Origin of the sequence: Flavobacterium sp. 5 (assembly GCF_002813295.1) — a bacterium.
Lineage (GTDB): Bacteria > Bacteroidota > Bacteroidia > Flavobacteriales > Flavobacteriaceae > Flavobacterium.
Map to the genome: position 1 here is coordinate 4,190,969 of NZ_PHUE01000001.1, position 20,662 is coordinate 4,211,630.

General features: G+C 30.5%; 18 protein-coding genes. 5 read left to right on the plus strand and 13 right to left on the minus strand.

What is annotated here, in order from left to right; translation table 11 throughout:
* Positions 1-15 precede the first annotated feature (15 nt).
* Positions 16-966 (plus strand): alpha/beta hydrolase, encoded by a 951-nt coding sequence (locus CLU82_RS17630; protein WP_100844334.1) that lies wholly within the window; start codon positions 16-18, stop codon positions 964-966.
* 60 nt (positions 967-1,026) lie between these two features.
* On the opposite strand, the gene CLU82_RS17635 is transcribed toward CLU82_RS17630, so the two are convergent.
* Together CLU82_RS17635 and CLU82_RS17640 are read right to left on the minus strand one after the other, a co-directional pair.
* Positions 1,027-2,844 (minus strand): hypothetical protein, encoded by a 1,818-nt coding sequence (locus CLU82_RS17635; RefSeq protein ID WP_100844335.1) that lies wholly within the window; start codon positions 2,842-2,844, stop codon positions 1,027-1,029.
* Positions 2,845-2,919: 75 nt separating this feature from the next.
* Entirely contained in the window at positions 2,920-4,008 is a 1,089-nt protein-coding gene (locus tag CLU82_RS17640) for an AI-2E family transporter (protein ID WP_100844336.1), read from the minus strand.
* Between the two features lie 383 nt (positions 4,009-4,391).
* Between CLU82_RS17640 and CLU82_RS17645 the strand changes: the two genes are divergently transcribed.
* Positions 4,392-5,612 carry an IS4 family transposase gene (locus tag CLU82_RS17645; protein ID WP_100841957.1) on the plus strand — a complete coding sequence of 407 codons (1,221 nt, stop codon included), beginning with the start codon at positions 4,392-4,394 and terminating at the stop codon, positions 5,610-5,612.
* 59 nt (positions 5,613-5,671) lie between these two features.
* Here CLU82_RS17645 and CLU82_RS17650 read toward each other — a convergent pair whose 3' ends face one another.
* Genes CLU82_RS17650 through CLU82_RS17675 form a run of 6 tightly spaced genes read right to left on the minus strand, consistent with a single transcriptional unit; the run spans position 5,672 to position 9,621 of the window.
* A complete protein-coding gene (locus CLU82_RS17650) occupies positions 5,672-6,211 on the minus strand; it encodes a hypothetical protein (RefSeq protein ID WP_100844337.1) in 540 nt (179 codons plus the stop codon).
* 49 nt (positions 6,212-6,260) lie between these two features.
* Complete coding sequence (locus CLU82_RS17655) at positions 6,261-6,794, minus strand: mechanosensitive ion channel domain-containing protein (protein WP_100844338.1); 534 nt, start codon at positions 6,792-6,794, stop codon at positions 6,261-6,263.
* 7 nt (positions 6,795-6,801) lie between these two features.
* Positions 6,802-7,383 (minus strand): Maf-like protein, encoded by a 582-nt coding sequence (locus CLU82_RS17660; RefSeq protein ID WP_100844339.1) that lies wholly within the window; start codon positions 7,381-7,383, stop codon positions 6,802-6,804.
* Positions 7,376-8,302, minus strand: a complete 927-nt coding sequence (locus CLU82_RS17665) for a geranylgeranylglycerol-phosphate geranylgeranyltransferase (protein ID WP_100844340.1) — start codon at positions 8,300-8,302, stop codon at positions 7,376-7,378. Before CLU82_RS17665 ends, CLU82_RS17660 begins: the two co-directional genes overlap by 8 nt.
* A gap of 46 nt (positions 8,303-8,348) precedes the next feature.
* Entirely contained in the window at positions 8,349-8,876 is a 528-nt protein-coding gene (locus CLU82_RS17670; protein ID WP_100844341.1) for an HAD family hydrolase, read from the minus strand.
* Complete coding sequence (locus tag CLU82_RS17675) at positions 8,860-9,621, minus strand: Rossmann-like and DUF2520 domain-containing protein (RefSeq protein WP_100844342.1); 762 nt, start codon at positions 9,619-9,621, stop codon at positions 8,860-8,862. Before CLU82_RS17675 ends, CLU82_RS17670 begins: the two co-directional genes overlap by 17 nt.
* 208 nt (positions 9,622-9,829) lie before the next feature.
* On the opposite strand from CLU82_RS17675, the gene ccsA reads away from it, so the two are divergent.
* Together ccsA and CLU82_RS17690 are read left to right on the plus strand one after the other, a co-directional pair.
* Positions 9,830-13,024: a cytochrome c biogenesis protein CcsA gene (gene ccsA / locus CLU82_RS17680; RefSeq protein ID WP_100844343.1), complete on the plus strand. Its 3,195-nt coding sequence runs from the start codon at positions 9,830-9,832 to the stop codon at positions 13,022-13,024.
* A gap of 904 nt (positions 13,025-13,928) precedes the next feature.
* Entirely contained in the window at positions 13,929-14,474 is a 546-nt protein-coding gene (locus tag CLU82_RS17690; RefSeq protein ID WP_100844345.1) for a glutathione peroxidase, read from the plus strand.
* Between the two features lie 218 nt (positions 14,475-14,692).
* On the opposite strand, the gene CLU82_RS17695 is transcribed toward CLU82_RS17690, so the two are convergent.
* The 5 genes from CLU82_RS17695 to CLU82_RS17715 form a co-directional block, all read right to left on the minus strand.
* Entirely contained in the window at positions 14,693-15,481 is a 789-nt protein-coding gene (locus CLU82_RS17695; protein ID WP_100844346.1) for an anti-sigma factor domain-containing protein, read from the minus strand.
* Entirely contained in the window at positions 15,481-16,011 is a 531-nt protein-coding gene (locus CLU82_RS17700) for an RNA polymerase sigma factor (RefSeq protein ID WP_100844347.1), read from the minus strand. Before CLU82_RS17700 ends, CLU82_RS17695 begins: the two co-directional genes overlap by 1 nt.
* Before the next feature lie 1,024 nt (positions 16,012-17,035).
* Positions 17,036-17,230: a hypothetical protein gene (locus CLU82_RS17705; RefSeq protein ID WP_100844348.1), complete on the minus strand. Its 195-nt coding sequence runs from the start codon at positions 17,228-17,230 to the stop codon at positions 17,036-17,038.
* A gap of 95 nt (positions 17,231-17,325) precedes the next feature.
* The gene (locus CLU82_RS17710) at positions 17,326-18,273 is read right to left on the minus strand and encodes a tRNA-dihydrouridine synthase (RefSeq protein WP_100844349.1); all 948 of its coding nucleotides are present in this window, start codon (positions 18,271-18,273) and stop codon (positions 17,326-17,328) included.
* A gap of 108 nt (positions 18,274-18,381) precedes the next feature.
* Positions 18,382-18,882 carry a GNAT family N-acetyltransferase gene (locus tag CLU82_RS17715; RefSeq protein ID WP_100844350.1) on the minus strand — a complete coding sequence of 167 codons (501 nt, stop codon included), beginning with the start codon at positions 18,880-18,882 and terminating at the stop codon, positions 18,382-18,384.
* 94 nt (positions 18,883-18,976) lie between these two features.
* On the opposite strand from CLU82_RS17715, the gene menD reads away from it, so the two are divergent.
* Positions 18,977-20,638 (plus strand): 2-succinyl-5-enolpyruvyl-6-hydroxy-3-cyclohexene-1-carboxylic-acid synthase, encoded by a 1,662-nt coding sequence (gene menD, locus CLU82_RS17720; protein ID WP_100844351.1) that lies wholly within the window; start codon positions 18,977-18,979, stop codon positions 20,636-20,638.
* The last annotated feature ends 24 nt before the right edge of the window (positions 20,639-20,662 follow it).

The window sequence follows — 20,662 nt, forward strand, 5'->3', positions numbered from 1 at the left end:
TAATCTAAATTGGATATGCAATATCAGGAAGATATTTTGAAGAATGGTTTTGAACAAAGAATTATTACTCAGCGCGATGATTATGAAGGAGCTGTTGCAGCTACATTGATCAGAAAGCGAGGTTTAACAGAGTCTACCAAAGCCATTTTGTGTATTCATGGTTTTAATGATTATTTTTATCAAGTGGTAATTGCTGAAGAATTTTTAAAGAAAGGCTATAATTTTTATGCCTTGGATTTAAGAAAATATGGGAGATCTATTTTAAGAAATCAGAAACCCAATAATGTAAGACATTTGTCTGAGTATTATGAAGATATTGACCAAGCACTGGCTGTAATTAAAGATGAAGGCAATTTAAAAATAGTCCTTTATGGGCATTCAACAGGTGGTCTAATTATAACGCTATATGCTGCTGTTCGAAAAGAGAGTACTCTTTTTAATGTACTGATTTGTAATAGTCCTTTTTATGATTTTAATGTGCCTTGGATTCAAAAGAAAACTGTTATCCCTATACTTTCATTTTTAGGCAGATTAAATCCTAATTTGGTTTTGCCAATTGGTTTTTCAAAGTTTTACGGTAAAAGTTTGCATAAAAGTGATTATGGTGAGTGGGATTACAATTTGAAATGGAAACCTCATAGTGCCCCCTCTATAAATGCAGGATGGGTAGATGCAATTCATCAAGGTCATTTGAAAATTGCAAAAGGAGTCTCTATTATTAAACCAATTTTAATTTTGCATTCTATGCGTTCAGTTTATCCCTCAAGGTGGAGTGAAGAAATGTTTGAAGGGGATGCTATTTTAAATGTAAAAGATATTATCGAAAAATCAAAATTAATTGAATCGCTTAATAAAAAAGTTCTCGGTTTTAAAGAAGCTATGCACGATTTGATTTTATCAAAAAAATCAGTTAGAAATGTAGTTTTTGAAACTATTTTTGAATGGCTGGATGAAAATTTAAAATAGTTTTATTTTGATGAAACCAAAATAAGTAATCAAATTGTATTCTTTTCTAAGTAATTGTATCTATTTATAGTCTACTATTTTTGGTTTTGCCAATTCAAAACTTTGTAGCCCATAATCAGAAGTTTCAAAAGTATTTGTTTTAATAATATTATTCCCTTGCAATGGAATATTTGGATAATAGGACAGCGACAATTGAAAAGAACTAAATACCAAGAAATCATTACTGATTAATAAACCTATTGTTAGTGTCGAATGGGCTTCATTTGTAAACATAGAATCATTAGGGCTTCCTAAAAGAGCAATCGAGTAATTGAAGAAGGGATTCATACGAAAACCCAGTAAGGCATAAGGAGAATATGTTTGTGTCTGCAATGATAGAATCATTTTATTGGTTCCGTATAGCGCAGCATTAAAACCTGCTAAACCATTGTCCCCATTTATATTAAGTTTATCTCCAATGATATCTTCATGATTATTACCAATTATTGCTTTGGGATTAATGAATTGTCTCAGTTTCCATTTTCCAATACTGTAAAGCTTTGTAAAATAATTGGCTTCAAATACAAAAGAGGTCTGATAGGTTTTTGATTTTTGGAAAAAAGTACCAGCTTCAAAATTCATACTTAAAAATCCTAGCCTATAATAATTTCCAAAAGAAAACTGTCCACCTATATACGGTCGCCAAAAAGTGTTTTTGTATTGATAACCAAATGTTAATCCGTAAATTTTACCAATCTGTACATCCTCAGTCATTCCGTTTCTAAAAATATAACTGTCTTTTATATATTTACGCTTATTGATTCCAACACCACTTAAAAAAAGTTTTTCATCAGAATAAAATTGCATAGGATCATACTCATCAGTTGGACTTTCGATATAGTCTATATTAAAAATACGACCAGTAATAATCAAATTTGTTATTTCATTTTTTTCATCTTTAAATATTTCACTTGCTTTCCCTAACCATAAATCCTGAGAATTATATTTAAAATTTTGATAAGCATAAGAGAAATCATGAGCTTGTAAAGTGTCTGTTCTAAATTCTTGACCGATATAAACACCACCAGCCCATTTTGTTAAAGGTGAATAAAAATCACGTTCAACATCAATGCTCTTTGAATAATTATTATCTAAATCCATTTTATAATGTAGAACAGTGCTTATAAGCGTATTTTTAATATTTGGAACAGAATATGTTATTTCGTTACCGTTCTTGCCATCATCGTAACGATTAGTAAAACGATAATCAAGTTCTTGGCCAGTACCGAAAAAATCTTTTTCTTTTATTCCGATAGAAAACTGATTTTTTGATGTTGAAAAACGTGGAATGGTACTCCAGGAATCTAGAACACGTATTGTAACATCTACAGAATCGGATTTTTCGCTAGCTAATTCTTCCGAAATTCTCACTGCGCTTACATATTTTTGAGAACGTATAATACGTTCCGATTCCTGAGCTTTATAGGAATCATAAGGAGTATTCTTTTTAATCAACAATAAATTATAAATCGCAATTCTTTTTGTTTTTAAATGTAATTTATTCCCAGTTCTTTCTCCCCAATTTTTTGGTTTCATAATGCTGTCTGCAACAGAATTTCCGAATGGATCTAGGGTTATAATATTTATTTTCCGGATTATTTTTCCATTATAATTTGTAGTATCTCTTTGTTGGAGTAGCTCTTCTTTCTTTTTTGGTTTATTGGATTTAAAAAAAAGTTTGTAAACTATCTTGGTAAAATTATTTGTTTTAGAGTAATTATGTATTTTAGAATACATGTTTTCGGTACTATCTTTTTTTGTTTCAGCAAGCTGAGCATAATTGCTTTGAAAACAAAAGCATACAAAAAATAAAACTACTATTATTTTCTTCAAAGACATTCAGATAATTTAGGCTCGATTTATGAGGTAAAATTAAGGCTAAAGAAAGCTTTAATTACTTATATTATTTAGTTTTTACTTTATTTTTCGAATTCTCCATATAAATTTACTAGGCATATCATTTCCCATCAAATAACCCCAAGGTTCTAAAGATTCAATTCTATCAAAAATAATTTTTAGAATAGCCAAAAGTGGTATTGCCAAAAACATACCTGAAATACCTGCTAAAGTACCTCCAATAATAATTCCCAATATTGAAACAAATGCATTAATTTCTACTTTGGAATTAATAATTAATGGCACTAGTATATTATTATCAATTAATTGAACAATAATATTCACAATCAAAATTCCTAATATTATTGATGTTTCGGATGAACCTGTTAATGATGCTAAAACGGTTATTATTCCAGCAATCAAAATACCTATATATGGAATTAGGTTTAAAATCCCCGTTATAAGCCCTAATAGTATAAAGTATTTTATACCAATAATCCAAAGTCCTAAGCTCGTTAAAACTGAAACAATAATCATTTCGAGAATTAATCCTACAATGTATTTATTTATTGAAACTTTTATTTGAGACAAAATATCTTTTAAAACCAAATGATTTTCTTTGTCTATTAACTTTGCAAGGAATAGAATAAAATGATCTTTATATAATAAAAACAAAAAAGTGTAAATAGGAATGATAGTGCTGTCCAAGAGTATATCACTTATAGATAATATTGCAGAGCCAATAGTACCTGTACCATTTTTAACAGAGTCTTTAGTTACAGTGTTAATATACTTTTTTTGTTCTCCAATACTTACATTAAAATTGCCTTTTATAAACTTATGCACTTCAATTATAAAAGCATTTGCGTTTTTTTTAATTGTCTCAAAATCATTAGCCATATCAGTAACTTGGTAAGAAATAAAAGCTAAAATTCCAATAATAAACGCTGCAAAAAGTAAAACACAGGTTATAGCTGCAAGGTATCTCGGAAATTTAATTTTGGTGTTCAAGAAGGTAAATATAGGAACCAATAAAACAGCAAATAAAAATGCCATCAAGACTTGTGTAAAGATATCTTTTGCTATATAAAAAATGTAAGTTAAACAAATTACACTTAGAAGTATGCAAGGGAATTTAACATAGAATGGTAATTTTACAGGTTCCATAATTGAATATAATTAATTTTGAAAGTTGAATATATCATAAACAAAATTGGTCTTTTATTCAATATTTTATGTTGTATTTTTTCTTTATTATTTTATAAGATTCCCATTAGAAATTTAATCTAAATAGAACTGTTTTTTTAATAATTTAGTTAAGATTAAAAAACATAATTAAGTACTAATTCGAGTTTAATTGTAAAAAAAATGTAAATTTTCAGGGCCAAATAATTTACTAAAAAAAAACAAAAGAAAAAAGCACTATTTAAGTAGTCATGGTCGGAAGAAAATCTTCCGACTTTTTTTGTTTTTAATTATTTATTTAACGAGATTTTTCTTGTTTATAGTATTGATTTTACGTATATTTATTACTGGTAAATCAGTAATCTATGGCAAATTTTAAAGACCACAAAGTATCCGTTAAAGAGTTATTAGGCTTCATTCCAGAGGCTCTCTTATCCCATCTTTCCACCAGTACTAAAGTAGATCATTATTCAAAAGTTCTTCATGGCAAAAAAGTATTTTATCTGCTTTTATATTCTATAATGGATAACGAAAAGCTCAGCCAACGAACATTGGAAGACACCTTTAACTATTCAGGTTTTAAATCTATATTTAACTTGGATGAATCAGAAACTATCCGAAGAAGTTCAATTTCAGAGAGACTCTCGAAGATTGATGCGAGTTATTTCAAAGAAATTTTTGAATGTATGTATGATCGTTTTTCTGAGAGTTACAATCAGTTAGAAAGAGGCAAGTATAATTTAATTCGGGTAGATAGTACCATTGTTGCAGAAGCTGCTGGAAAACTCAAAGAAGGTATTGATCAAAAAAGCGGTAAAAAACTTATAAAATATAGTGTTTCCTTTGACGGAATTCTTCCTTCTGGTGTTGAGATATTTAATGCTCAAAGATATTCAGCAGAAGATAATGCTCTTCCCGAAGCTATTTTAAATCAAGTAAAAAAAGATACTGAACATAGCAATATTTACATTATCGACAGAGGTATTCAATCCACCCGAACTATGAAAGACTTTGATAAAAAGAATATCAAATTTGTTATCAGGTCTAAGGAAAACCGAAAACATCAAGAAATACGGTCTTTGATTCTGGAAAATCAGGATTTAGATATTGGAGAAAATATCTTAATTCAAGACAGTATTGTCAACCTTTACACAGGTGTTCCAATAAAAAACAAGCGAGGGAACACACATCATCGCCAAGAAAAAGTCGATAATCAATTCAGGCTAGTGGTTGTGAAAAACAAACAAAATCCCGAAAAAGTTTTTTGGTTTATTACTAATGATTTTCAACTTACTGCTAAAGAAGTTGCTGATTATTACAGGAAAAGATGGGATATTGAAGTTTTTTTTAGATTTATCAAACAAGAACTCAATTTTAGTCATCTTGTTTCACTCAGCAAAAATGGAATAGAAGTAATGGTTTATATGACTTTAATTGTAGCAATGCTTATCCTTATATATAAAAAAGCAAATAATATTGGTTATAAAACCGCTAAAAGAAGATTTGTTTTGGAACTTAGAGAACTTATTACTGCAATAATGATAACGTTGGCAGGTGGAGATCCTTCAAAAGTCTTTAAAACATAAGTGGCCGGAATTTCTTCCGACCACTACTACTATTTAAGTGCTCTTTTCTTTTGTTTTTTTTAGTGTTTTCCTTTACCATGTCCTTTTCCTCCATGATTTCCGTTGTCATGGTGATCATCATGATGATTACCATAATTACCATTACTATGGTTATCATTATCATAATGCTCATGATATGCTCCTCTGTTTTTTTGAGGTTTTCCTTTGTATCCTTTGTAATATTTTACTTTGTGAGCGTTAAAATATACATAAGGAGCATTACCATGATAATCATTTAAAACTACTTTATAACCATTGTATAAGTTGTAATTTCTGCAATAACTTGGTAATCTTGAAGAACGAATCCAACTGCCATTTCCAAAATAAATGTACTGAGATAGTCTAATATCATAGTACACCTGTATATCCGGAAGATAATAGTATTCCATATTGTCGTATCCTACAGGTCCCCATTCAGGAGGAGATGCAACTACGACTCTTGGTGATGCCACAACAACTGGTGGAGGTGTTCCAATGTTGACATTTACAGACACTTGTGACTGTACTGAACTCGCCGATAAAAAAAGGAGTCCGATAATAAATAATTTAATTGTTTTCATAGTATTTAGATTTAAGAGTTGGGTTTAATAATAAAATAATAATTAGGAGTTAATCAACAAACTCACTATTTGTGGTTGATGGTTTTTTAATAATTGAAATTCCTTTTTGGAAAAATAAATTATTAGGGTATATAACCATTTCCCCTTCTTTAGAACGAAGTGTTACATGAAAAGCACCAATATCTTCAATTTCGCCTTCTACCATATAGTCTTTATCATGGATCAAAATGATATCTCCAATCTTAAATGGAAATGAAAAGAACAAAATGATACCAGAAGTAATATTACTCAATATTGACCATTGTGCGAACATTGCCACTCCAATTATTGTAGCAATAGAAGAAATAGTGACAAAAATCGCTTCAGCTTCTACTCCCCAAATTAAAATAAGAGTAATAAAGAACAAAATTGTAATAAGAACGTTAATGTATTTTATAACTAGATTGGTTCTTCTTTCAATAATTTCACTTGTTTTTGCATATCGTCTTATTATTTTGGAAACAAAAGTACGAGATAGAAATACAATCAATAAGAGTACACCAGTACTGATTTCCTCTTTAATATATTGATTTAAAAAATCCATTTTAGTTTTATAAATTATTTAAATAGTTATATACTTTATCTGTTGGCATTCCCATCACATTAGCATATGATCCTTCAATTTTTGAAACTCCAATAAAACCAATCCATTCCTGTATTCCATAGGCTCCAGCTTTATCATAAGGTTTATAATTTTCTAGATAATAAAGAATCGCCTCGTCACTTAACGCATTAAATGTAACTTTTGTTGTCTCATGTAAAAGATTAAAAGACGTTTTTGTCTTAAAGCAAACCGAAGTGATTACTTCGTGTGTTGCATTCGATAAAGATTTTAAAATCTCAAAAGCATCTTGATGGTCCTTCGGTTTACCTAAAGGGCAATTTTTATGCCAAACAATAGTATCACTTGTAATTAATATGTCATTTTCTTGTAATTCACCTTCAAAAGCATTGGCTTTCAGCACTGAAAGATAATTGGTAATTTCTTCAGCTTTTAACTCGGGAGGAAAGATTTCTTCAATTTCTTTTAGACGAATTTCAAAATCTAAGTCTAAATCTTTAAAAAATTGTTGTCTTCTTGGTGAACCTGAAGCTAATATGAGTTTATAGTTTTTGAGTTTTTCTTTAAGCATGATGAAGAATATTATAAGTGACGATAGCAATGGAGAATAGTCCAAATAGAATAATCAGTTTTAAAACAGTGCTAAGATGATGAAAATCTTGACTTTTTTTAGCATCAGCCATTTTTATGGCAAAATAAATTAATGGTGCAACTATGAATATCAAAGCATATAATGTTGCTAAATATAAATCATTAGCAAAAATGTAGGTTTTAATATAAAATATAACCATTACCAAAGGAATCAAACTTAAAGCAAGCACTACTTTAGAGGTACGTTTAATACCCAAAGCTATAGGTAAGGTATTCATTCCTTCGTTATAATCCCCATTAACGTCTTCCAAATCTTTTACAATTTCTCTAATAAAATTAATCACGAAGGCAAATATTGCATAGTCTAAAAGAATTGAAAACAACTCGGCCATAGCAACTTTATTTCCTGGATTGATAACTGGTAACAGGTCAAAAACTCCAATAATAATCACGCTAAAAGCAAGTAAAAGAGCGACAACAAAATTTCCGATAAGCAACATCTGTTTTAGGCTTGTAGCATAAAGATATAAGGTAGCCGAAATAACAATAAAAATCGCTGCAAATCCAGGTTTTGCTATCACATTCGATAAATAAAAACCAGTCCCAACTCCCAAAACTGTAACAGCAAAATAAACATTGTAAGCGGTAACTTCGGATATACTTTTACCAACAACAACTTGATTAGGTTTGTTGTCATTGTCAGTTGCCTGATCCATTATATTATTAATAACATAACCGCCAGCAGCAATCATAATTGTAGCCAATACTAACAATAAGTATTGCCAATCGTTTAGTGCTAATGGAATACTTTGAAAAGTCAAAAAGCCATATCTAAAAAGAAGCTGCATTAAAGCCAGCATGAGTAGGTTTTGGTAACGTATTAATTTTAGGTATTTCATGTTTTTGTTTCGTTATTCTTTTTGTATGATTGATGTTTTTAAATGATTAATCATGTTTTCCATCAAAATACTTCATCCATTTTCCTTGCACTTTCATCACTTGTTCGATTACATCCCGAACAGCACCTTTGCCTCCATTTTTGTGTGATATATATCTGGAAATTGTTTTAATTTCAGGACTTGCATCTTGTGGACAAGAAGGTAAACCAACTAATTTCATTACATGATAATCTGGGATATCGTCGCCCATATACAAAACTTGTTCCGGCTTAATGTTATAAACATCCGTGTATTCTTTGAATGTTTTTACTTTATCTGGAGTTCCCAAATGAATATCGGTAATTCCTAAGTTTCGTAGTCTCACTCGAACTCCTTCGTTACTTCCACCTGAAATAATACATACATGGTAACCACTTTCTATAGCTGCTTTCATGGCATAGCCATCGCGAATGTTCATTATTCTTAACATTTCTCCTTCATTACTAACATGGACAGAACCGTCAGTAAGTACGCCATCTACGTCAAAAATAAACGTAGTAATATCATTCATTATTTCTTTATAGCTTTTTGCCATGATTTTGTATAGATTGTGTTAGTATTTTATAAATTGTAGATTGATTTTCATCAGATAAAAAAGATTCATGTGCTTCTATAGTCGAAATATCATTGCGTTTTGCAGGACCAGTTTGAGCATCTTGAGGTGAAAGCGTTAATAATTTTTCAGCTGTTTCAAGAATCAAAGGCTTTAAAATATCGAAAGAAACATGATTCTCTAAACAAATCTCATTTCCTAATTGATATAAATAGTTAGTGAAATTATTAACAAAAACGGCCGCAACATGCAAAGCTTTTCGTTGATGAGAATCAATCGCATATATGTTGTTTGAAATTGAATGAGCTACTTTTTCTAATATTGCATAATCTTCTTCAAACTGAGTTTCAAGACAAAAGGGGATGGTTTTAAAATCAATTGGTTTTCCTTTGGTAAAAGTCTGCAAAGGATAAAAAACGCCTTTTCTGTTTTTGTTATCCAATGAAGTCAATGGTGCTGTGCCAGATGTATGAACTACTAATCGATTTTCAAAAGTTAAGTGCGAAGAAACATTTGCAATAGCATCATCAGAAACGGCTATAATATACAAATCTGCTTCTGCCAAAGCGTTCCAATCATTGGTGATTTTGCTCGGATCGAGATTAGATATAATTTGTTTTTGGTTTCTTGAAAACACTTGAATGATATCAATCGCTTTACTTTTTGCGAAAGCATCAATCAGGTGTTGCGCTACATTTCCAGAACCGATAATCGTAATTTTAATCATTTGGCAAAATTAACAAAAAAAAAGAAGAGTTGAATTCAAAATTTTGATTCATGATATAACAACAGTAAGCATAGTTTATTGTTTTTTGTTTAAAAAAGGATGCTTATTTTTGGTTTAAATTAACAATTGGCTATTAAAACAAGTGGACAAATTTAAGTACTTTTGCGACACTTTACATAAACGTTATATAAACGAAATTTATTCCCAAATGAATAAAAAATTATTTTCTGTACTATTCTCAACACGATTAATGGCTTTACTGTTCTTAACTTTTGCAATAGCAATGGGTACTGGAACTTTTATCGAAAGTAAATACAATACTGATACCGCTCGAATTTTAATCTACAACACCTGGTGGTTTGAGGCCATTATGGGATTTTTTATGATTAATTTCATTGGAAACATAAAACGTTATAATTTATTAAGAAAAGAAAAATGGGCTACTTTAATGCTTCATTTGTCTTTTATTTTCATCATTGGAGGAGCTTTTATCACGCGTTATATTAGTTTTGAAGGAATGATGCCTATTCGCGAAGGTGCTGCAGAAAATCAATTTTACTCAGATAAAATGTTTTTAACTCTTTTTGTCGATGGTGAATACAAAGGAGAAATGAAACGTAGAGTTTTTGATAAATCACTTTTATTATCGCCAGTTACCGATAATAATTTTTCTATGAAAGGTGATTTTGCAGGAAATCCATTTGAAGTGCAGTACCAAAATTATATTATGGGTGCCAAAGAATACGTTAAGCCCGACCCAAAAGGGACTTTGTATTTTAAACTAGTTGAAGCTGGTGATGGTGGCAGAGAAGAACATTTTTTGAAATCAGGAGAAGTTCAAAACATTCATAATGTTCTTTTTGCTTTGAATAAACATACTGATGGTGCTATAAATATTACGACCACAGAAGGTGATTATAAAATCCAAATGCCTTTTGAAGGTAATTTTATGAGAATGGCTGATAAATTGCAAGGTAAAGTTGTAAAAGACATTTCTCAACCTTTGATGATGCGTTCGTTGTATAGCATTGGAGACATTCGTTTTGTGTTTCCAGACCCTGCTGTTACAGGAGTAATTGATTATGAAACTAAAAATGATTTTAAAGCAAAAAGTCATGATGATGTTTTAGTCGTAAAATTGATTGCCAATGGCAAAGAAGAAACCATAAGTTTATTAGGTACTAAAGGGAAAGTTGGCGACTCTAAAACAGTTAAAATAGGAGGGACCGAATATTCTTTTTTCTACGGAAGTAAAGCCTATGTATTGCCTTTCAAAATTAAATTAAATGACTTTATTGCTAGTAAATATCCAGGAACTGAGAAAAGTTATTCGTCATTCGAAAGTCAGGTGACTGTTCAGGACTCTACAAAACCATTTGATGCTAGAATATATATGAATCACGTTTTGGATCACGAAGGATATCGCTTTTTTCAATCGTCATTCGATCCGGACGAGAAAGGTACGGTTTTATCTGTAAACCATGATTATTGGGGAACAACCATCACTTATATTGGTTATTTTATGTTGTTTTTTAGTATGTTGGCAATTTTGTTTGTTAAACATTCTCGTTTTGCAGACTTGAAAAGAAAACTAGAAGTCGTGAAAAATAAAAAAGCCAAACTAATAACGATTTTAGTTTTGTTTTTGAGCATTTCAAGTTTTGCACAAGAACATGTCGGACACAATCATACTAATGATGAAGCTAATCATTCGCATACAGAAAGTGCAGCTCATGTTCGAGTAAAACCAACTCAGAAGCAATTGGATTCTATATTGACTGCTTTTACAGTGACTAAAGAACATGCAGCAAAATTTGGACGATTAATTATTCAAGATGCTGGTGGACGAATGAAACCTATTAATACTTTTTCATCTGAATTGTTGCGAAAAGTAAGTCACTCAGATACTTATAATGGAATGAATTCTGATCAGGTATTTTTGTCGATGACACAAAGCGCACAATTATGGATTGAAATTCCATTGATTTATATTAAGCCTGGAAATGATAGTATTCGTCACATAATAGGTGTTGATGTTAAAGATGCATATGCTCCTTTTATTTCTTTCTTTGATGAAAAAGGGAATTATAAATTAGCTAAATATTTAGATGAAGCCTATAAAGCTGGAAATCCAGATCAATTTGAAAAAGATTTTGTAGAAACTGATAAGAAAGTAAACTTAATGGAATCGGCGTTGAGCGGAAGTATTTTAAGAATTTTTCCAATTCCAAATGATCCAGGAAATAAATGGATTTCTTATTTAGAACTTGAACACGCTGGTTTAAAGGGAATGGATTCTACGTATACCAAAAGTATTTTACCACTTTATTTTGGGACTTTAGGACACGCTATTCAAACAAAAAACTATAAAACTGCCGATGAATTATTAGGAAGTATTGACGGTTTTCAAAAGAAATTCGGTAGCAAAGTAAGACCAACTGAAGATAAAATTGACTTAGAAATCGCTTATAACAAATATGATTTACTTCAGAAATTACCATTTGCGTATCTATTTGCTGCGATTTTGATGTTAGCTTTTACGATTCTTCAAATTTTTAAAGATTCTAAAGTAATGCGAATTTTGGTTAACTCGATGCATGTTATCATTGCAATATTATTCTTTTTGCATACCATTACATTAGGAGCTCGTTGGTATATTTCTGGGCACGCACCTTGGAGTAATGCTTATGAAGCTATTGTTTATGTGGCTTGGGCGACAATGTTTTTTGGGTTAGCCTTTGATATTAAATCAAAATTAACAGTAGCTTCGGCAGCGTTTGTGACAGCAATGATACTTGCGGCGGCTTATGCTAATTGGATTGACCCAGAGATAGCTAATTTGCAACCTGTTCTAAATTCGTATTGGTTAATGATTCACGTAGCTGTTATTGTGGCTAGTTATGGACCATTTGCTTTGGGAATGATATTAGGTTTTGTGTCACTTCTTTTGATCTTTTTTACTAATGAAAAGAATAAAGCAAAAATGTCTCTAAATATCAAAGAGATCACGTATATCAACGAAATGTCTTTGACAGTTGGTTTAGTTATGTTGACTATTGGAAATTTTCTTGGTGGGCAATGGGCTAATGAAAGCTGGGGACGTTACTGGGGATGGGATCCAAAGGAAACCTGGGCTTTAATCAGTATTATGGTCTATGCTTTTGTAATTCATGCACGTTTTGTTCCTGCAATGAGAGGAAAATGGATTTTCAACCTGATGAGTATGTTTGCCTTTATTTCGATTTTATTTACCTATTATGGTGTGAATTTCCACTTAGTTGGATTGCATTCATATGCTAGTGGTGAAGCACATTCATTAAGTTGGATTTGGTATTCATTAGGAACTATTTCAGTAATTGGAGCTTTGACATACCCAAAATATAGAAAGTTTTATAAAAAATAATTTCTAGAATATAATGGAATATAAAAAAGGGGTAATCTTTCGATTAGCCCTTTTTTATTTTAAGATGCATTTTAATTGTAGAAAATAGTAATCAAAAAAAACTTACAATTTGTCATTAAGATGTCTTTTAGTCGGTAAAAAATGTTTTTATTGGTTTTTGGCATGGTATTTGAAAAAGTGTATTTTAAATAATATTATTAGGCTATAAATCTTTGAAAGTTAGTACGTTATTTTCATGATTTGTTTACAATAGTTAGTTAAAAAGGTAGGCCCTTATAAAATTATTGGTTTTTTATTTTGTCAAAGATGCTCCACATGGAGCATCTTTTTTTTTTTTTTGATGATATCTGTTTTGGCTATTTTGAAACAATGCTAGCACCGTTTATTTGTATAAGGCATTGTTTATTAGGTTTTAATATTTTTTAAAGAAGTGTTTTTTGTATTATATAATATAAAACTTACTTTATTTAAAATAAAATGTATTTCATCGATAATATATTCATTTTAAGGATGTTGATTGTTTTTACTTGTATATTAGCATATCTATTCAAAAAAGGATAATTTTTATTGATTTGTAATTTTTTAGATTTAGTAGGTTAGGTTTAGGACAATAAATTACATGGGGGAATCTGATAAAAATTATCAATTAAAGAGGTTTTCTTTAGAGCCTCTTTTTTTGTTCCATAGTTTTGCTTCTTAATTATTCTAGAGACAAATTTTTTAAAATCAATATATTTTATGTAAGGCTGAGTCAAATTTAATTTGGTGCAAAAATAAAATAGGATTGAAATAATTCTGCTAATATTTTTTGGAGTTGAACTTTCAGTTTTAATTAACATTTGTTTCGTTAAAATTGTTTCTGATAACACAGATATTTGCTTAAATTTATATCAAAAAATAAACCATGAAAAATATAGTAGTCGCTATCTGCGCAATGTTTCTTTTTAATAGTCAAATTCAAGCTCAAGTGAAACAAAACATTTATCAATTTAAAGTAGAAGATTTATATGGCAAAACTTTTGATTTTGCTTCGCTGAAAGGAAAAAAAATAATGATTGTCAATACTGCTTCAAAATGTGGATTAACTCCACAATATAAAGATTTAGAAGCTTTATATAAAGAGTATTCTGCCAAAGGATTTGTAATTGTTGGTTTTCCTGCCAATAATTTTGCTTCTCAAGAGCCTGGAACGAAAGAAGAAATTGCCAGTTTTTGTCAATTAAATTATGGTGTTACTTTCCCTATGATGGATAAAGTTTCTGTGAAAGGTGCTGATATGTGTGCTGTCTATCAATTTTTGACTCAGAAATCAAAGAATGGATTGCAAGATTCAGAAGTTCAATGGAATTTTCAAAAGTATCTTATTAATGAAAAAGGAGAATTGGAAAAAGTTATTTCTCCAAAAACTTTACCAACAGACCCTGAAGTCATAAATTGGGTTAAAGGATAGTTTTTTTATTCATTCGGTTATATTATTTTAAAAGAGTTTGCTTGTCAAACTCTTTTTTGTATTACACTTTCAACGTGTTTGCTTTATTTCTCACAATGACTTTGATTATATAAATGCGACACTATTGTTTGTGCTTGCAAAAAAAGTGTAGTTTCTTTTGAAATAAAAAAAGGCTCAGCAATTTGCTGAACCTTTATAATAATAGTGTATGTTTTAATTTAAACCTTCCCTAAGGTATATAATTGCTCCATTGTTGGTGTTGGGCTTCCACCTTCTGGTTCTAAGGTTATTCCGAATGCTTCCGCATAACCAGTATCACTAACTTCAAATAGTTTTTGGTCATTACTATCGAAGTCTTTTAATAAACCAATGCTTGTAGGTGTCAAAACAGGAACTAATTTTAATGCCCAAACTTGGTAAACCATTCCTTTTGGAGGTTTTGGTAAACCTGAAGCGTCAACATAAACTACTTTTGTTTTTTTGTTCCAATATATTTTAGCAGATGAAGTAGGGGAAACTGCTTGTCCTCCCAAACTTACTACTGTATTTTTTGGATCACGAACTACTGCTAAACTAGTTTCGATAGTTTTGTTTTTTAAGGCTAATGAATCGATGGCTTTAACCAAATTATTTTTTTCAGAACTGATTACCACAACTTTATTATTGGTCTCATTGAGTTGCTGGTATTGATATCCAATTCCTAATAATAAAATGACAGCTGCCGCCCAACCTACATAAGTATATCTTGATGTGGCTGGCTTCATTTCAATGACTTTCCCGTGTTTCAATTCTAATTTAGCTTTAATTTTTTCATAATTAGCAACCGAATGAAAAGGCGAAAAAGTAGATGATAAAGCAACAATGGCTTTTTCTATCGATATTATTTCATCGTCTATTTCGCTATGTTCCTTTGCCAAAGCTGCAACTTCAATGTTTTCTGTTTCACTGAGTAAACCATAAACATACAGTTCTAAAATTCCGGAGTCGATATATTGTTTTGTATCCATTATAATTTTAAATAAAGTCGTAAATCGTTAATACAATTCCTGTTTTGCGTTTTTACAGTTCCTAAGGGAATGGCCAATTCCTCCGAAGCTTCCTGTTGTGTGTATCCTTTAAAGAATAACAAATCGATAATTTGAATGCATTTGGGTTTTAGTTTTTTTACAAATTCTTGAATTCCTATTGCATCAATTAGATGCGATAGCTTGTTGCTGTCGTCTAATAGATGTACGAAATTATCGGAGGAAAGGTTTTTTTGACTGTTATTAAAATTTTTAGACCTTAGTTTATCGATTGAAGTATTTCTAGCAATATTAAGAATCCAGGTGTAAAAACGTCCTTTGCTTTCGTGATAAGAATCAATGTTTTTCCAAATTTTTACAAAAACTTCTTGTAGAACATCTTCAGCTTCTTCTCGATTTTTCACTAATGTATTGATAACCGCAAACAAACTTTTAGAATACATATCGTATAAATGGGTAAAAGCTTTTTCGTCCTTCTTATAAATTAAAACTAATAATTCGTCTTGGGTCATAATGATGTGGATTAGTGTCTTAGTCTTACAAACTTATACAATTCCTTTTAATTACTAACATTTTTAATAATTATTGAAAATAAAAGAATTGTTTTATTTAAAATTAAAATTATTTTTCATTTTAAAATACTGATTTGTAGTATTTTGTAATATTTTTTTATTTTTTTTAAAACCAAAAGCAATCCGATTACGTAAATGCTTTTATAACTTTTTAAATTATAATATGATGAAAAAATAAAATTGGCATTAGGACTTTCATTAATTAGCAATTAAAGATTAGTTCTAATTTTAATATAACATATAACAAATTTTTTAAAAATAAAGTTTTGGCTGGTGTATGATGTAATTAATGTAGGATTGTAATTGATTTTTTATGATTGAACTAAAAATCCAACCCCCCAATTGATTTTAGGGCATATCTGTTTAAATGATGTATCACTCGCAAATTAATTACCATACTTAGCCATGGCTGGTAAGTTTTTTTTAAAATAATTTGGGAATAGTTTTAATTGTCTAGTGTTCTTATAATCAGATCATAATATAAAAAAATATAGATGTGTTCGGACACCCAATAGAAAATGCATATGTTCTAAATACCACAACAGAGACTTATGTTTATACTAATTAGTTGGGTGTCTTTGACATCGAAAAAAAACATAATGGATGATAATTTTGTAAAAACAAGTGATTTGATATGTAAAAAGTACTGTTTACTGTTGCCAATTGTAACTTGAATTATATTTATAAAAAAGGTGTTTTGTCTTTAGATCCAAAATTTATTTAATTTCAAATGAAATGAAACCCAATTTGACACCAAATCCAGAATATAAAATAAACGTGTATCAGTTGAATAAATTTATTTTACGCCAGGAAACCCTTTTACCTCAAACAAATAATTGCCTACTAATATCTAAATTTTAAAATTTATTTTGTTTGTTAAGGAGTCTGTTGTTACTTGCAACAGGCTCCTTTTTGTGTTTTCAAATTAAAGAAGCAATCAGCTTGCATTATCCTTAAAGACTATTTAAGATTCGTCTTTGGTTGTACGCACCAAGCTTATACCTGAAGTAAAAAAAACAATTCCTAAGATTCCATAAATAATTAATGATTTAATATCTCGTGTTTGTCCTGATGTATCTGTAAATATTACTGCCGCATAAATAAGTCCCACTATACCAAGAATAGTAAGTAATGCTCCGAAAAATCTCTTTAGGTTCATAATGTTTTTGTTTTAAGATTACATACAAATGTATTGGCATGTTAGCTTAAATATGTTACATATTTACTGTCGAAACTTATAATATTTGAGCTTATTTACTTTTCTTGTGCAATAACTTCCTTTACTGTGGCTTCGTAATTCCGAATGCTTTTAGATTTTTTGATATTTTTATGGACTTTATGAGGATTTGAAAATATAACCGAAAAATACTCCCATAAGTGGTGCATTTTTAATAAAATATGAGTTTGTCCCGATAAAGATTCGCTGTATCCTTCATATAAAGTGTCGTGAAAGGCGCTAAATAATTCCATTTTGTTTTTGGGATATTCAGTAGTGTTATTTTTTATCATACTTGGTAGAAAAGGGTTGGCGATTAAACCTCTTCCAATCATCCAATGGTCAATTGACGGAAAACGCTGCTGCATTTCATGAAATTTAGCCACCGAAGTAATATCACCATTATAATATAATTTGTGTTTCGTGTTGTCTATGCATTGTTGGAACGCATCTAGATGAACGCCACCTTTGTACAATTGTTTGCCAATGCGGGCGTGTATGGCAATGTTTTTTATTGGATAGGTATCTAAAATGGGTAAAACATCTAGAATCTCTTCGGTTGTATCATATCCCAAACGCATTTTCATGGAAACAATAATATCTGTTTCAGAATGTGCTCTATCCAGTATATGATTGATTTTTTCGGTATTACTAATAAGTCCTGAACCCATTCCGGATTTCGTAACCATTGGATACGGGCAACCTAAATTCCAGTTCAATTCTTTATATCCTAATTCTCTAACATATTTGGCAACAAATAAAAACTCATCAGCATCATTGGTTATAACTTGCGGAATTACTTCTAAACTGGAATTATTCTCAGGTAATAAATCACGTTCGTAAGATGATTTTATGACTAGTTTTCCGTTCAAACGGATGTAAGGAGCGTAAAAAGTGTCTATCCCTCCAAAATATTTGTTTTGAGCATTTCTAAAACGAAAGTCAGTAAATCCTTGTAGGGGAGAAGAGAGCAAAGTGAAATCCATAGTATTTGTAAAAGTGCAAAGATACTACAAAGTTATAAGTCGAAAGTTTATAAAGTCATAAAGTCGAAAGTCAAATTGGTTAAAACAAGACTTGATAACTTTTGACTTTTACTTCTCCAAAATCAATTGCATAAAAACGGAGTGTAACCATCGGTCAAATTTATACCCTGATTCTTTTATAATTCCAACCGTTTTGAAGCCGAATTTTTCATGAAAATCGACACTGCTTTGATTTTCTTCATCGATTACAGCGATCATTGTATGAAGGTTTTGTTTTTTTGCTATTTGGATTAATTCAGCTAGTAAAATTTTTCCAATTCCTTTTCCTTGATAATCGTTACTTACATAAACCGAATGTTCTACAGTAAATTTATAAGCCTCTTTAAACCGAAATTCACCATACATACCAAAACCTGCTACTTTGCCTTCGCATACTGCAACGATGACAGGGAAGTTTTTATTGATTTTGTCATCTAATAATACCTTTTGCTGATCATAAGTTCTAATATTATAATCGTATAAGGCTGTTGAGTTTAGGATATTATAATTTATAATATCTAATATGGCTTGTGTGTCTTCGGTTTTATAAGGACGTAAGGTGATTTCCATTTGAAAATTTTTTGTTTTCAAATTTAAGAAAACTATTTAAGAATACTTAAAAACCCTTGTAACTTAGTATCTTTGTTTCTTTGAAAATTATACAATGACGTACCCCAAAATACCTTTAGCACAAAGCATTCTTCAAATTTTTTTAGCCAAAGAAATCACCAACATTATCATATCTCCTGGTTCAAGAAACGCACCCTTAACAATAGGTTTTGCAAGTAATCCAGCTTTTCAATGTTATAGCATAGCTGATGAGCGTGTAGCTGCCTTTTTTGCTTTGGGAATCGCTCAGCAAACCCGAAAACCAACTGTACTTGTTTGTACTTCAGGTTCGGCTTTGTTAAATTATTATCCAGCACTTGCAGAAGCTTTTTACAGCGAGATTCCACTGATTGTTATTTCGGCAGACAGGCCTCAAAGTAAGATTGATATTGGTGACGGACAAACCATTCGTCAGCAAAATGTTTTTGAAAATCATTCTTTGTACAATGCCAATTTAACTGAGGAAGTATCTAAAGAAAATGATAGAAAAATCAATGAAGCAATTAATATGGCAATCGATAAAAAGGGACCGGTTCATATTAATGCGCCTTTTGAAGAGCCTTTGTATGAAACGGTTTCCGAGTCAAGTGTGAATAGTGAAATTTTTGCTTCCGCAAAAGAGCTACAGACAATCGATACTGCAACGTTACTGGAAAGCGCGAGTCTTTGGAACATAGCTACTCGGAAATTGATTCTTGTTGGGGTAAATGAACCCAATACAATTGATTCAGAAATTATTGAAGCTTTTGCAAATGATAAATCGGTGGTTGTAATGACCGAGACAACTTCAAATTTGCATCATCCAAGCTTTATAAATAGTATTGATACGGTTATAACTCCTTTTGCTGCAGAAGATTTTGAGGCATTTCAACCAGAAATTCTAGTTACTTTTGGTGGAATGGTAGTTTCCAAACGTATAAAAGCTTTCTTAAGAAAATACAACCCCAAACAGCATTGGCATATTGATACTTTGAGAGCTTATGACACTTTTGGTTGTTTGACGAAACACTTTGAATTAAATCCTAATACTTTTTTCAACTCCTTTTTGCCATTAAGAGCAAAAATTGAAAGTGATTATTTCAGTAAAATGGATGCGATTAGAATGTTGCGTAACGAGAAACACGAAATCTATTTGTCTAAAATTCCTTTTACAGATTTGAAGGTTTTTGAAAAAGTAATTCAGAGTTTGCCAAAGAATAGTCAATTGCAAATTAGCAATAGTTCAGCCATTAGATATGCTCAATTAATTCCTATTGATAGTTCAATTGAAGTGTATTGTAATAGGGGAACGAGCGGGATTGACGGAAGTACTTCGACAGCTATTGGTGCTGCGGTAGGAAATAACAATCCAACAGTTTTTATTACTGGAGATATTGGATTTTTATATGATAGCAATGCGCTTTGGAACAATTATATTCCTAAAAATTTCAAAATTATTTTAATTAATAACGGAGGAGGAGGTATTTTTAGAATTTTACCAGGGCATGAAGAAACTCCTGTTTTTAATACTTACTTTGAAACATCACATAAATTAACCGCAGAACATTTATCTAAAATGTATGGTTTGAATTATTTGGTAGCAAATGATGAAGCTAGTCTAATAAGTGAGTTGAATTCATTGTATGAACAAAATGACAAACCAACTATTCTGGAAGTTTTCACTCCTACCTTAGATAACAATGCAGTTTTATTGCAGTATTTTAAAGAGTTGGTTTAGGAAAACTAAATAGATTAAAATCCA

Bases quoted from the DNA above. Each gene is read 5' to 3' on its own strand.
- CLU82_RS17630 (WP_100844334.1), top strand. From the start codon at position 16: ATGCAATATCAGGAAGATATTTTGAAGAATGGTTTTGAACAAAGAATT.
- CLU82_RS17635 (WP_100844335.1), bottom strand. From the start codon at position 2,844: ATGTCTTTGAAGAAAATAATAGTAGTTTTATTTTTTGTATGCTTTTGT.
- CLU82_RS17675 (WP_100844342.1), bottom strand. From the start codon at position 9,621: ATGATTAAAATTACGATTATCGGTTCTGGAAATGTAGCGCAACACCTG.
- CLU82_RS17650 (WP_100844337.1), bottom strand. From the start codon at position 6,211: ATGAAAACAATTAAATTATTTATTATCGGACTCCTTTTTTTATCGGCG.
- CLU82_RS17690 (WP_100844345.1), top strand. From the start codon at position 13,929: ATGAAAAATATAGTAGTCGCTATCTGCGCAATGTTTCTTTTTAATAGT.
- CLU82_RS17645 (WP_100841957.1), top strand. From the start codon at position 4,392: ATGGCAAATTTTAAAGACCACAAAGTATCCGTTAAAGAGTTATTAGGC.
- CLU82_RS17660 (WP_100844339.1), bottom strand. From the start codon at position 7,383: ATGCTTAAAGAAAAACTCAAAAACTATAAACTCATATTAGCTTCAGGT.
- CLU82_RS17665 (WP_100844340.1), bottom strand. From the start codon at position 8,302: ATGAAATACCTAAAATTAATACGTTACCAAAACCTACTCATGCTGGCT.
- CLU82_RS17710 (WP_100844349.1), bottom strand. From the start codon at position 18,273: ATGGATTTCACTTTGCTCTCTTCTCCCCTACAAGGATTTACTGACTTT.
- CLU82_RS17715 (WP_100844350.1), bottom strand. From the start codon at position 18,882: ATGGAAATCACCTTACGTCCTTATAAAACCGAAGACACACAAGCCATA.
- CLU82_RS17655 (WP_100844338.1), bottom strand. From the start codon at position 6,794: ATGGATTTTTTAAATCAATATATTAAAGAGGAAATCAGTACTGGTGTA.
- CLU82_RS17640 (WP_100844336.1), bottom strand. From the start codon at position 4,008: ATGGAACCTGTAAAATTACCATTCTATGTTAAATTCCCTTGCATACTT.
- ccsA (WP_100844343.1), top strand. From the start codon at position 9,830: ATGAATAAAAAATTATTTTCTGTACTATTCTCAACACGATTAATGGCT.
- CLU82_RS17670 (WP_100844341.1), bottom strand. From the start codon at position 8,876: ATGGCAAAAAGCTATAAAGAAATAATGAATGATATTACTACGTTTATT.
- CLU82_RS17705 (WP_100844348.1), bottom strand. From the start codon at position 17,230: ATGAACCTAAAGAGATTTTTCGGAGCATTACTTACTATTCTTGGTATA.
- CLU82_RS17695 (WP_100844346.1), bottom strand. From the start codon at position 15,481: ATGGATACAAAACAATATATCGACTCCGGAATTTTAGAACTGTATGTT.
- CLU82_RS17700 (WP_100844347.1), bottom strand. From the start codon at position 16,011: ATGACCCAAGACGAATTATTAGTTTTAATTTATAAGAAGGACGAAAAA.
- menD (WP_100844351.1), top strand. From the start codon at position 18,977: ATGACGTACCCCAAAATACCTTTAGCACAAAGCATTCTTCAAATTTTT.